Genomic DNA, 12,344 nt, shown 5'->3' on the forward strand with positions numbered 1-12,344 from the left:
CGAAAGGCCACGAGTGAGCGAGAACGCCCGACGCCGTCGCACCATCGCGAGGCACGGTCAGCAGCGCACCCCGGGCGCGGTCAGCCAGCTTCTCAAGTTCGTCGCCATCGGACTCGCGGTGGTGCTGGTCAGCGGCTTCGGTGTCGGGGCATACCTGCTCTACGACTTCTCCAGCACCGTCTCGGCGAACGCCGTCGACCTGGAGGGTCAGGAGGCCGTGCCGCCGGACATCGGCGAGTACAAGGGAGGGTTCAACCTCGTCCTCACCGGCGTCGACACGTGCGAAGACAAGTACAAGGATCTCTTCGGTGATCGCTGCACCGGCAAGGACGCCGGTGGCACGCTCAACGACGTCAACCTTCTGGTGCACGTCTCACAGGAGCCTCGGCGCATCACGGTGGTCAGCTTCCCCCGAGACCTGATGATCCCGATCCCCGAGTGCACCGATGAAGACGGCCGGGTCCACTCGGGCATGAGCAAGCAGCCGCTCAACGTCGCGTACTCCGACGCGGGGCTGAACTGCGTGGCCAAGACGATCGGCGAGCTCACCGGTCAGGAGATCCAGTTCGCGGCATCCGTCACCTTCGGCGGCGTGATCGAGATCACGAACGCGATCGGCGGGGTCGAGGTGTGTCTCGCGAACCCGATCAGGGACCGGTACACCGGCCTCGACATGGAGGCGGGTACCCACTATCTGCAGGGCCTGCAGGCGCTGCAGTTCCTGCGCACCCGCCACGGCGTCGGCGACGGCAGCGACCTCGGCCGCATCGGCAACCAGCAGCAGTACATGTCGAGCCTGGCCCGCGCCCTCATCAGCGGCGAGACCCTCGGCAACGTGCCGATCATGCTGAAGTTGGCCAACATCGGCCTCACCAACCTCGAGACCAGCACGTCGCTCGCCGACCCGATGAAGATCGTGCAGATCGCCCTGGCCGTCAAGTCGGTGCCCTTCGAGGACATCGTGTTCGTGCAATACCCGACCGTGGGCGACAGCGCCGACCCGAACAAGGTCGTGCCCAACCAGCAGGCGGCGAGCGTGCTGTGGGATGCGATCGAGGCGAACGCCCAGCTGCAGATCACCCATCAGAACGGCAGCAGTGACGGCGTCATCGTGCAGGATCCGGTGATCCCGAGCGACGGGACCACCCCGGACCCGAGTGCGACGCCGGACAATATCGTCGCACTCCCCAACACGATCAAAGGCAACTCCGCCGCTCAGCAGACCTGCTCGAACGGCAACGTCCGCTAGCTCGTCCCCCTGCTGCAGGTCGCTTGCGCGATCCTGCAAGAACTTGCGTACACTGACGCCATGTCGAAACGACTCGCCGAGGTGGCGCGCAAGGTCGGAGTGAGCGAGGCCACCGTCAGCCGTGTGCTGAACGACAAGCCCGGAGTGTCGGATGCGACGCGGCAGGCCGTCCTCACCGCGCTGGACGTCTTGGGGTATGAGCGGCCGACCAAGCTGCGCGGTGAGCGAGCCCGTCTGGTCGGCCTCGTGCTGCCGGAGCTGCAGAACCCGATCTTCCCCGCGTTCGCCGAGATCGTCGGCGGTGCGCTCACCCAGAACGGCTACACGCCGCTGCTGTGCACTCAGAACGCTGGCGGAGTGACCGAGTCGGACTACGTCGACCTCCTCCTCGCCCAGCAGGTGTCGGGCGTCATCTTCCTGGGCGGCAACTACACCCAGGCCGATGCCTCGCACGAGCACTACGAGCGGCTTCGGCAGGTGAATCTGCCGACCGTGCTCGTGAACGCCCGCGTGCCGGAGCTCCCGTTCGCCACGGTGTCGACCGACGACACCGCCGCCGCCGAGCAGGCGATCCTTCACGTGCATCAGCTCGGGCACCGGAGGATCGGCCTGCTGCTCGGACCGGCCGATCACGTTCCTTCTCAGCGCAAGCTCGACGCCGCGCGTCGACTGCTCGAGCGCCTCGGCACCCCGCTTCGCGACGAGTTCGTGATCCGCGGTCTGTACTCGTTGGAGTCGGGGCAGGCCGGGGCATCGCGCCTGTTCGCCGAGGGCGCGACGGCCATCGTGTGCGCCAGCGATCCGATGGCGCTCGGCGCCGTGCGCGCGGCGCGGCGCGCGGGGCTGGCCGTTCCCCGCGACGTGAGCGTCGTCGGCTTCGACGACTCGGCGCTCATGAGCTGCACCGAGCCGCCGCTGACCACCGTGCGGCAGCCCATCGAGTCGATGGGTCGAGCGATCATCGCCCTCCTGCTCGCGCAGATCGCCGGCACCGCCCAACCCGGCGATGAACTGCTGTTCGAGCCGGAGCTCGTGCTGCGGGCGTCCACCGGCCCGCTCGAGTGAACGATCCCGCCCCGCCCGGGCATTTCACGCGCTCCGCAAGGATTGCAAAATTACGACATTCTGTTTAGTTCTTGCATCAGATAACCCGGAAAGCTACATTCGAGTCATCCCCCGATGACGAGGAGTTCCGTGAACACCGATGTTCTGCGCCGCGCGGCATCCGCCCCGCACCGCGTGCCGACCATGCCCGACGACGAGGGCTGGTGGCGCACGGCGGTGATCTACCAGGTCTACGTGCGCAGCTTCGCCGACGGGAACGGCGACGGCGTCGGCGATCTGGCCGGCGTTCGTGCGCGACTCGGCTATCTCAAGAGCCTCGGTGTCGACGCGCTCTGGTTCAACCCCTGGTACCGCAGCCCTCTCGCCGACGGCGGATACGACGTGCAGGACTACCGCGACATCGATCCCCGTTTCGGCACCCTCGCCGAGGCGGAACAGCTGATCGCCGAGGCTCTCGCGCTCGGCATCCGCACCATCATCGACATCGTCCCCAATCACATCTCCGACCGGCACGAGTGGTTCCAGGGCGCCCTGGCCGCTGGACCCGGCAGTGCCGAGCGCGAACGCTTCTGGTTCCACCCCGGCCGCGGAGCCGACGGCGCCGGAATCCCCACCAACTGGGTCTCGAGCTTCCAGGGCGAGACCTGGACGCGCACGCAGAACCCCGACGGCACCCCCGGGGAGTGGTACCTGCACCTCTTCACTCCCGAGCAGCCCGACCTGAACTGGAACCACCCCGATGTGCGCCGCGAGCACGAAGACATCCTGCGCTTCTGGTTCGACCGCGGCGTCGCCGGCGTGCGGATCGATTCGGCCGCCCTCCCGGTGAAAGACCCTGCCCTGCCCGACCTCCCCGCCGGCGGCGCGCCGACGACCGGGCACCCCCACATCGACCGGGACGAGCTGCACGACATCTACCGCGAGTGGCGCGCGGTCGCCGACGAGTACGACGGTGAGAGGGTGCTCGTCGGCGAGGTGTGGCTCGACGACGCCGAGCGATTCGCCCGCTACCTGCGCCCCGGCGAGATGCACACCGCCTTCAACTTCGGCTTCATGACGCAGCCGTGGAGCGCCCGCGCGATGCGCGATTCGATCACCCGCACGCTCGCCGAGCACGCACCCGTCGGAGCCCCGGCGACGTGGGTGCTGTCGAACCACGACGTCACCCGGCCGGCGACGCGCTACGGCCGTGCCGACTCGTCGTTCGCCTTCGACCGCAAGCGCTTCGGCACGCCGACGGATGCCGCGCGCGGTCTCGCCCGCGCCCGCGCCGCCGCGCTGCTCGTGGCGGCACTGCCCGGGAGCCTGTACATCTACCAGGGCGACGAGCTGGGACTGCCCGAGGTCGAGGTGCCGCGCGACGCGATCGAAGACCCGATGCACTTCCGCTCGGGCGGCGTCGATCCGGGGCGAGACGGATGCCGTGTGCCGCTGCCCTGGTCGGGCGAAGCCACCCCCTACGGGTTCGGCGGAGCGCCGTGGATGCCGCAACCCGACGACTGGGCGTCGCTGACCGTCGAGGCGCAGGAGAGCGACGCGGCATCCACGCTGCATCTCTACCGGAGCGCGATCCGGTTGCGTCGGGCGCTGCCGGAGTTCGGCGACGGCGCGTTCACCTGGCTCGAGGCGGATGCCGACGTGCTCGCCTTCCGCCGCGGCGACGGAGTGCTCAGCATCACGAACCTCGGATCGACGGCCGTGCCGCTCCCCGCCCACCACCGGATCCTCCTGGCGAGCGGCCCGCTCGACGACGGGCTTCCGCCCGACACCACCGCCTGGCTCGCTCTCCTGCCCACCGCGGCACCCGCTGCGACGACGACCTGAACCGCGGCGTCGCCCGAACCCTGCACGAACCGATCAGCAATCACTGGAAGGAAAGACGATGAAGTCACCGAAGAAGACCCTGGTCCTCGGCGTCGCCGCGGCGGCCGCCGTGGGCGCGCTCGCCGGATGCTCGGCGGGAGGAGACGCGGGCGGAGCCGGCGGCAAGACCGAGCTGCGGGTCGCCACGTTCCCGCCCGGCGCCGACGCCGCCGCCTACGAGGCGTTCGCCGCGCAGGAGAAGCAGTTCGAGAAGGAGCACCCCGACATCGACATCGTCGGCGTGGAGTACGAGTGGGAGGGGCCGACCTTCGCGGTCCAGCTCGCGGGAGGCAGCCTGCCCGACGTGTTCACGGTTCCCTTCACCGATTCGAAGACGCTGCTCGAGAACGGCCAGCTCATGGACGTGACCGACGCGATCGACGAGCTCGGCTACACCGACAAGTTCAACCCGATCATCCTCGAGGGAGTCACCGGCGACGACGGCAGGATCTACGGATTCCCGCGGCAGGCCTATGCGGCCGCTCTGCACTACAACCGCGACCTCTTCGAGCAGGCGGGGCTCGACCCCGACAGCCCGCCGGAGACCTGGGACGAGATCCGTGAGGCGGCCAAGGCGATCACCGACGCCACGGGCAAGGCGGGCTACGCGCAGATGGCGATCAACAACACCGGCGGGTGGCAGCTCACCTCGCAGACGGTCGCCCGCGGAGGCCGCACCCAGACCGACAACGGCGACGGCACGGCGGAGTCGACGATCGACAACGAGGCAACCAAGGCGGCCCTGCAGTTCCTGCACGATGTGAAATGGGAGGACGGCTCCTTCGGATCGAAGGTCGACCTCGACTGGGGCTCGATCAACCAGGAGTTCGCCGCCGGCAACATCGGCATGTACACCTCGGGCTCCGACATCTACACGGCCCTCGTGCGCGACTTCGGCATGGACTCGTCGATCTACGGCATGACCGTCGTCCCGCTGGAAGGCGACGACCCGGGAACGCTCGGCGGCGGCGACATCGCCGTGATGAGCCCGACCATCGACGACAAGACGAAGGCCGCCGGCGTCGAATGGATCGACTGGTACTACATGCAGAAGCTCATGGACGAGGACGCCGCGGTGCTCGACGCGAAGACGCTCGACGAGTCGGGTCAGGCCGTCGGCACCCCGTTGCTGCCGGTGCTGAGCCGCGACCTCTACGAGGAGTCGCTGGTGTGGATCGCCGACTACATCAACGTGCCGGTCGACCAGATGAGGCCATTCAGCGAGCGCATCTGGGAGCAGACGCCGGTGGGCGAGCCGAAGGTCAAGACGCAGGAGGTCTACTCGCTCCTCGACTCGGTGGTGCAGACCGTGCTCACCGTGCAGGATGCCGACATCGACGCGCTGCTCGCCCAGGCCCAGACCGACGCGCAGGCGAAGCTCGACGAGTGATCCCGTGACGATGACGCTCTCCCGGCAGCGGGCGGCGGTGGACGACACGCCGCCGCCCGCTGTGCGCCGCATCCGCCGCCGCACGCCGCTCACGTGGCTCCGCGGCGGCGGGTTCGCGAACCTCCTCTTCGTGCTGCCGATGCTGTTCGTGTTCGTGTTCTTCTCGTGGTCGCCGATCGTGCAGTCGGTCGTCATGAGCCTGCAGAAGACGAACCTGATCGTCTCGGAGTGGGTCGGCCTCGACAACTACCTCGTCGTGCTGAGCGATCCCGAACTCGGTCGCGCCGTGATCAACACCCTGTGGTTCGCCGTTCTGGCCCTGCTCTTCGGATTCCCCCTCCCGCTGCTGATGGCCGTGCTGATGAGCGAGGTGCGCCGCGGCAAGGGCGTCTACTCGGCGCTGGCGTATCTGCCGGTCGTCATCCCGCCGGTCGTGGCCGTGCTGCTGTGGAAGTTCTTCTACAGCGCCGACCCATCGGGCGTGTTCAACACCGTTCTCGGCGCCGTCGGCATTCCGCCCCAGCCGTGGATCCAGGATGCCGCGCAGGCGATGCCCTCCCTGGTGCTCGAGGCGACCTGGGCGGGTGCCGGCGGGTCGATCATCATCTACCTGGCCGCGCTGCTCGCCGTTCCCCCGGAGCTCTACGACGCCGCCGAAGTCGACGGCGCCGGCATCTGGAAGAAGGTCTGGCACGTCACGCTGCCGCAGCTGCGCGGCATCCTCTTCATCATGCTGATCCTGCAGATCATCGCGACCGCGCAGGTGTTCCTCGAGCCGTTCCTGTTCACCGGCGGCGGTCCCGCCGGCGCCACGAAGACCGTGCTGCTGTACATCTACGACAAGGCGTTCCGCAACAGCCTCGGCGGCGATTACGGCGAGGCCACCGCGGTCTCGGTGCTGCTCGCGATCGTGCTGGCGGTGCTGTCGTGGCTGTACTTCCGGCTGACCGACCGATGGAGCACGACATGAGCCTCACGACACGCCTCGCCACCCGGGCCACCGAACGGGCCGCCGAGCGCGCGGCCGATCGTGTGGGCGACCGCACAGTCGTCTCGGATTCGGAGCGCCGGCGCCCCGGCATCCGTCTCGGTCTGACGATCACCCACGTCTTCCTCGCCGTCGGGCTGGTGGTCGCCGGACTCGGCCCCATCCTGTGGCTGGCGAAGTCGGCCGTGACCCCGACGCAGGACACCCTGCAGCAGCCGTTCGCGCTCTGGCCGAACGGCATCGACTGGGCGAACCTCGCCACCGCGTGGAACGACATCCACATCGACCAGTACTTCCTCAACACGGTCGTCATCGCCGCGGGGGCGTGGTTCGTGCAGCTCTTCATCGCCACCACGGCGGGCTACGCCCTGTCGGTGCTGCGTCCGGCCTACGCGCCGCTGCTGAACGCGCTCGTGCTGGCCACGCTGTTCATCCCCGGCATCGTGCTGCTCGTGCCGCTGTACCTGACGATCGTGAACCCGCCGCTGCCGGGCGATGCCAGCTTGCTCAACAACTATCTGGCCGTGTGGCTGCCGATGGGTGCGAACGCCTTCAACATCCTGCTCGTGAAGCGGTTCTTCGACTCGCTGCCGCGCGAGGTGTTCGAGGCCGCCCGCACCGATGGGGCCGGTCCGTTCCGGCTGTTCTGGTCGATCGTGCTGCCGATGTCGAAGCCCATCCTCGGCGTGGTCTCGGTGTTCGCCATCATCGCCGCGTGGAAGGACTACTTGTGGCCGATGCTGGTGCTGCCCGACCCGGCGGTGCAGCCGCTGTCGGTGCGGCTTCCCGCGGTGCAGTCGCAGACCGAGCTCGACGTGTTCCTTGCCGCGCTCGCGATCGCCACGCTCATCCCGATCGCGATGTTCCTGCTGTTCCAGTCGGTGTTCCTGCGTTCGGCCGGGCTGGGGGGAGCGGTCAAGGGCTAGCTCTGAGGTCGCGTCAATCCGTGGTGGCGTCGACAACACGGACGAAAAGGACGCCCGGTATCTCGGAGATGGCTTCGATGAGCTCGTGCGGACTCTTCCCGGTCGGGTTCCGGAGCGTTACGCGGGCTTGGTATCGCACGGGTTTGCCGGTCTTGGAGATATCCCGGGTCTCAGCGACGATCGCTTCGAATCCGGTCGTCGCGGACAGTGTCAGCAAGGTGCGCAGCGCCCCACGTCCTTCCCTGTAACCGATCTTCACGACCGTGCTCGCGCGCTGCGGACGGATGCGGTTGCCGGGCTTCCCCAAGGACCATACAGCGAGCAGGTGCAGCAGTGTGGCACTGATCGCGAGGGCGGGCATACCGGCTCCGCACGCCATCCCGATCGAGGCAGAGACCCAGATCGACGCGGCTGTGGTCAGTCCGGCCACGGTGTTCTGCCGGACGAAGATCACCCCGGCGCCGAGAAAACCGATCCCCGATACCACCTGGGCGGCGATGCGCGAGGGGTCGACGATCGCATCCTGCGCTGTGACGGTGTCGAACCCGTATGCGGATACCAGCGTGAAGACTGCCGATCCGACACCGACCAGCGCGTGCGTGCGCAACCCGGCACTCTTCAGACTGCGATGGCGCTCCAGCCCCACCGTTGCAGAGAGGAGGAATGCGAGACCCAACAGCGTCATCTCCGTCAGAGTGTGGGCGCTCACCCAGGCGATGTCGACGGCGACGATCTTCATCGCGTTATCCATCGCCGATGGTCCGCCGATCTGTCATCCGATCCTCCATCTCCTTCGTGCGCTCCGAGTGCAGCCGGAAGCCCCGGAGCCGTAGCGCGTCTCGATATGTCGCGGCGAGATCGACGGGAGTGAAAGGACGGCCGGACGACCCGCTGAAAGGATGCGAGCTTTCGAACCAGCCGGAGAGCTCGAGCAGCGCCGCCGCGCGGGTGAGATGCGGTTCCTCGGAGACCACGACGACAGACTTCACGCCTTCGTCCACGGCGAACTGGGCCGCGAACTCGACGTTCTCGAGCGTGTCGCGTGAATGCCGTTCCTCGAGCAGTCTCGCCGGTTCGATGCCGCATCGTATGAGTCGGCGCGCCATGACCGACGCCTCGCTGACGCCCGTCCCCCCGACGGCGCCTCCCGAGACCAGGACCTTGGCTTCCGGCATTCGCCGTGACAACTCGATCGCGGCGTCGAGGCGTCGCAGCAGGCGTTGCGTCGGGCGGCCGTCGACTTCGAGACGGAATCCCAGGACCATGATCAAGTCGCAGGCCGGCTCAGACGGCTGCGAACCGCTTCGGCGCCTCGCGATCGCGTCCACCTCGTGCATGGTGGAACGAGCGAGCTCTGCCGATGTCGGCGAGTGCGTCTGCAGGCGCGCCCAGGCCGATCGCTCCTCTGAGGACCGCAGCGCGCGAAGGACGGAGACGAGGAAGACCTGAGGCTCGACAGCGTGCGGCGCCGCATCTGCGGCGCGGCGGAACCAGGACGCAGCCTCGATCAGGTTGCCGACTGCTGTCTCGTGAGCAGCTCGCGCCACCGCGACGCGCGCCCATTGCTCGGCACGCCACAGTCGCACTCGCTGCACGGCATCCTCGCGAGTCACCGTATCGCCCTGACTCTCCGTCATTCTCGGTCTGCACTCTTCCCCGGTGCTTCACAAGCGGGGTGGTGCGGCGTCCCCACGCCGCACCACCGCTGCATCACTGCGCAAGAACCGCGTTCGCTTCGGTTGAGGCGGTCCTGAGGGCCTCCTCCGGCGAGATCTCCTGCAGCATCGCTCGCTCGATCTGGCTGGCCAGTGCGCTGCTCACAGCCGCGTACTCCGGGATCGCAGGCCGGGCGCGGGCGTAGCCGAGCTCGTCGGTGAAGACGCCGATGCGCTCGTCGGCTGCGAGGTGCTTCTGCCAATCCGGGCTCTCCTCCGTGCGCTTGTTCGTGGGGAGGTACCCCGTGCCGATGTCCCATTTCGCCTGCTGATCGGGCTGCAGCATCCAGGAGAGGAAGGCCCATGCTCCTTCGTTCTCGCTTTCCGCACCCTCCAGGATGTAGGACACATTCGTCCCCGTGTTCATGGCTGGTTCCTCTACCCGAGGAAACGGGATGACGCCGGCGACACCTTCGCCGAGGGCTTCATCCAGAATCTTCAGGTCGGCAGGACGACCGATGAACATCTGCACTTGCCCGGCGATGAACCCGGGAATCCCCGTCTGCTGCGAATCGTCGTCGAGGCTCGACGGGTACGCGTGACCAGCCTTCACGAGATCCGTCCAGGTACGCAGCGCCTGCACCCCGGCCGGACTGTCGAACTCGGCGGAAGCGTTGTCCTCGCTCAGGAACTTCCCTCCGGCGCTCCACAGCATCGACAACCAGGTGAATGACGTCCACTCACCTGCCCCGATGGGAAGGTAGATCCCGTACTTGCCGTCGGCAGTGAGCGATTCGGCGGCGTCCGCCACCTCTTCCCAGGTCTCCGGCAGAGTCTCGATCCCCGCCTCTTCGAACGCCTTCGTGTTGTAGATCAGCCCATAGGCGCCGCCGTCCGTGGGCAGCGAGTACACGGTTCCATCGAAGATGCTCGGCTCCAGCATGCCGGGGAAGAGATCAGCTTTCTCGACCTCATACTCGCCCGTTCCGAAGAACGGTTCGAGGTCCATGACATTGCCCGACTCCAGCAGGGTTCCGATGCGCGCGGCATTGCTGTCACCGAAGACCAGGTTCGGCGTGTCGTCCGTGCGTATCGCATTCTGGATCTGAGAGGCGAACTGATCCGCTGTACCTGCGATGAACTGCCGATCGACCACATAGGCATCCTGGGAGCCGTTGAAATCCGCGATGAGCTCGTCGAGCACCACCGAAGCGTCGCCGCCCTTCTGGTCCCATACGGTGACTGTCGTCGGACCCTCGGCTTCGCCATCAGTGGACGGCGACGCACACCCCGCAATGGCACCGGAGGCGGCCGCGAGGGCGGCGATCAGCGCGACGACTCTGGTGCGGCGGCGACTGACTGTGGGCATGGAATGCTTCCTTTCGTGTATTGACCGAGGTGGGTCGACCGCTAGCGGAGCTGACCCGACACGGCGTTGAGGATCTGCTTCTGCAGGACGAGATAGACGATGAGAACGGGGAGGATGGCGAGCGTCGAGGCAGCCATCAGCACGTTGAAGCTGGATGCGCTGTCGGCGGTGCGGAACATCGCAAGGCCGAGCTGGACGGTGAAAAGCTCGGACTTCGTCACGACCACGAGCTGGAAGAAGAAGTTGTTCCAGTTGTAGGTGAAGGACAGGATCGTGAAGGCGCCGATCATGGGGGCTGCCATCGGCGCGACGATCGTCCAGAACCTCCGCCACACCCCCGCGCCGTCGAGCGAGGCCGCCTCCTCGATCTCGGTCGACATGTTCACGAAGAACTGACGGAACAGGAATACGCCGAGGATCGACGGAAGGTTCGGGATGATCAGACCTTCGTAGGAGTTGGTCCATCCGAGGCTCGCGAGCAGGTCGACGAGAGGGCTGAAGACCAACTCGAAGGGAACGAGCAGGGCGGCGAGGAGGACCGCGAAGATCACGTTGCGCCCGGCGAAGCGAAGCCGCGCGAACGCGTAGCCGGCCATGAGGCTGGTGAGGACTTGGCCGATCGTGGCGGTGATCGTCACCAGTAGGCTGTTCCCGTAGTAGAGCAGGAACGGAGCTCGCTCGAACACCTGCGAGTAATTGTCGAACCGCCACTCGCGGGGCCAGAACGTCGGCGGGAACGTCGCGATCTCTGCGGCGCTCTTGACGCTCGACAGCAGCATCCAGATGAATGGACCTGCGGCCAGGATCACGGCGACGGAGAGCAGCCCCAGGCGGAAGATCGTTGCCGCGCGAAAGCGCTTGATTCGACGTCGTTCGTGATGGGTGCTCATTGCATCTCCACCCCTCCCCGCCTCCCGAAGAACCTCAACTGGATGCCGGCGATGACCAGTCCGATGATCAACAGGATCATCGCGCCCGCAGTCGCCGCTCCTCCGTCGAACCGCACGAATCCCTGCTCGTAGACCCAGTACAGGATCGTGCTCGACGAGCCGGAGGGGCCGCCTCTCGTGAGAATGAGAATCTGCGTGAACGCCTGCAGCGCGCCGAGCGTGCCGGTGACGGCCAGGAATGCGGTCGTCGGGGCGACGAGGGGACAGGTGAGGGAGACGAATCTGCGGATCGGGCCGGCGCCGTCGAGTTCCGCTGCTTCGTAGTACGAGTCGGGGATCACCGCGATTGCGGAGGAGTAGATGATCATCGTGAATCCGACCTGCGTCCAGATCGTGAAAACGACGATCGCGACAAGCGACCACGGTGCCGAGGTCAAGAAGGGGAGCGGTGGCAAACCCAACGCCTGCAAGGGGGCGTTCGCGAGCCCGCCGAAAGGCGTCAGCAGGTAGGTGAAGATCAGCGCACTCCCGACGGTCGGGGCGATGAACGGAAGGAACACCGTCGCCCGCACGACTGATCGGCCTCGGAACGGAACGCGCATCACTGCGGCGAGAAGAAGGCCGATGGCGAGGGAGAAGGGCACGACGGTCACCACGACGGTCGCAGTGACCCCGGCTGCTCGCAAGAAGCCGGCATCGGACAGGAGCCGAGCGTAGTTGGCCAGACCGACGGGACGCGCCTCAGAGAACCCAGCCGGGTTCCAGTCGGTGAAGCTGTAGATACCCGTCTGCAGGAGAGGGAACAGGTAGAAGACGGCGAGGAGCACCGACGTCGGAGCGATGAACGGGTAGCCCCAGAGACCCTCTCGTCGGGCCCAGGATCGGGGCTCGGCGGAACGCGCGCGAGTGACACGGCGCATGGGGCCTCCTTATCGGCCTGTCGGGCTGA

11 protein-coding genes are annotated in these 12,344 nt (G+C 67.1%); 6 read left to right on the plus strand and 5 right to left on the minus strand.

What is annotated here, in order from left to right; genetic code table 11:
• Positions 1 to 13: 13 nt before the first annotated feature.
• The 6 genes from AB3M90_RS00335 (at position 14) to AB3M90_RS00360 (ending at position 7,481) form a co-directional block, all read left to right on the plus strand.
• On the plus strand, positions 14 to 1,249 hold the full coding sequence (locus AB3M90_RS00335; protein WP_412949264.1) for an LCP family protein: 1,236 nt from the start codon (positions 14 to 16) through the stop codon (positions 1,247 to 1,249).
• A 60-nt stretch (positions 1,250 to 1,309) separates the two neighbouring features.
• Entirely contained in the window at positions 1,310 to 2,314 is a 1,005-nt protein-coding gene (locus AB3M90_RS00340; protein WP_412949267.1) for a LacI family DNA-binding transcriptional regulator, read from the plus strand.
• A 183-nt stretch (positions 2,315 to 2,497) separates the two neighbouring features.
• Positions 2,498 to 4,138 (plus strand): glycoside hydrolase family 13 protein, encoded by a 1,641-nt coding sequence (locus tag AB3M90_RS00345; protein WP_412951178.1) that lies wholly within the window; start codon positions 2,498 to 2,500, stop codon positions 4,136 to 4,138.
• A gap of 58 nt (positions 4,139 to 4,196) precedes the next feature.
• Entirely contained in the window at positions 4,197 to 5,567 is a 1,371-nt protein-coding gene (locus tag AB3M90_RS00350; protein WP_412949269.1) for an extracellular solute-binding protein, read from the plus strand.
• Positions 5,568 to 5,577: 10 nt separating this feature from the next.
• A complete protein-coding gene (locus tag AB3M90_RS00355; RefSeq protein WP_412951181.1) occupies positions 5,578 to 6,537 on the plus strand; it encodes a carbohydrate ABC transporter permease in 960 nt (319 codons plus the stop codon).
• Positions 6,534 to 7,481: a carbohydrate ABC transporter permease gene (locus tag AB3M90_RS00360; RefSeq protein WP_412949271.1), complete on the plus strand. Its 948-nt coding sequence runs from the start codon at positions 6,534 to 6,536 to the stop codon at positions 7,479 to 7,481. Before AB3M90_RS00355 ends, AB3M90_RS00360 begins: the two co-directional genes overlap by 4 nt.
• A gap of 13 nt (positions 7,482 to 7,494) precedes the next feature.
• Here AB3M90_RS00360 and AB3M90_RS00365 read toward each other — a convergent pair whose 3' ends face one another.
• The 5 genes from AB3M90_RS00365 to AB3M90_RS00385 all read right to left on the minus strand — a co-directional run bounded on the left by AB3M90_RS00365 (position 7,495) and on the right by AB3M90_RS00385 (position 12,315).
• Complete coding sequence (locus AB3M90_RS00365) at positions 7,495 to 8,220, minus strand: MgtC/SapB family protein (protein ID WP_412949273.1); 726 nt, start codon at positions 8,218 to 8,220, stop codon at positions 7,495 to 7,497.
• 4 nt (positions 8,221 to 8,224) lie between these two features.
• Positions 8,225 to 8,746, minus strand: a complete 522-nt coding sequence (locus tag AB3M90_RS00370) for a YdcF family protein (protein ID WP_412949275.1) — start codon at positions 8,744 to 8,746, stop codon at positions 8,225 to 8,227.
• A 445-nt stretch (positions 8,747 to 9,191) separates the two neighbouring features.
• Positions 9,192 to 10,505 carry an ABC transporter substrate-binding protein gene (locus AB3M90_RS00375; protein WP_412949276.1) on the minus strand — a complete coding sequence of 438 codons (1,314 nt, stop codon included), beginning with the start codon at positions 10,503 to 10,505 and terminating at the stop codon, positions 9,192 to 9,194.
• 41 nt (positions 10,506 to 10,546) lie between these two features.
• Complete coding sequence (locus AB3M90_RS00380; protein ID WP_412949277.1) at positions 10,547 to 11,395, minus strand: carbohydrate ABC transporter permease; 849 nt, start codon at positions 11,393 to 11,395, stop codon at positions 10,547 to 10,549.
• Positions 11,392 to 12,315 (minus strand): carbohydrate ABC transporter permease, encoded by a 924-nt coding sequence (locus AB3M90_RS00385; RefSeq protein ID WP_412949278.1) that lies wholly within the window; start codon positions 12,313 to 12,315, stop codon positions 11,392 to 11,394. Before AB3M90_RS00385 ends, AB3M90_RS00380 begins: the two co-directional genes overlap by 4 nt.
• Between the last annotated feature and the right edge of the window lie 29 nt (positions 12,316 to 12,344).

The sequence above is a fragment of the Microbacterium martis genome, assembly GCF_047246685.1.
In the GTDB taxonomy this organism is placed as follows: Bacteria; Actinomycetota; Actinomycetes; order Actinomycetales; family Microbacteriaceae; genus Microbacterium.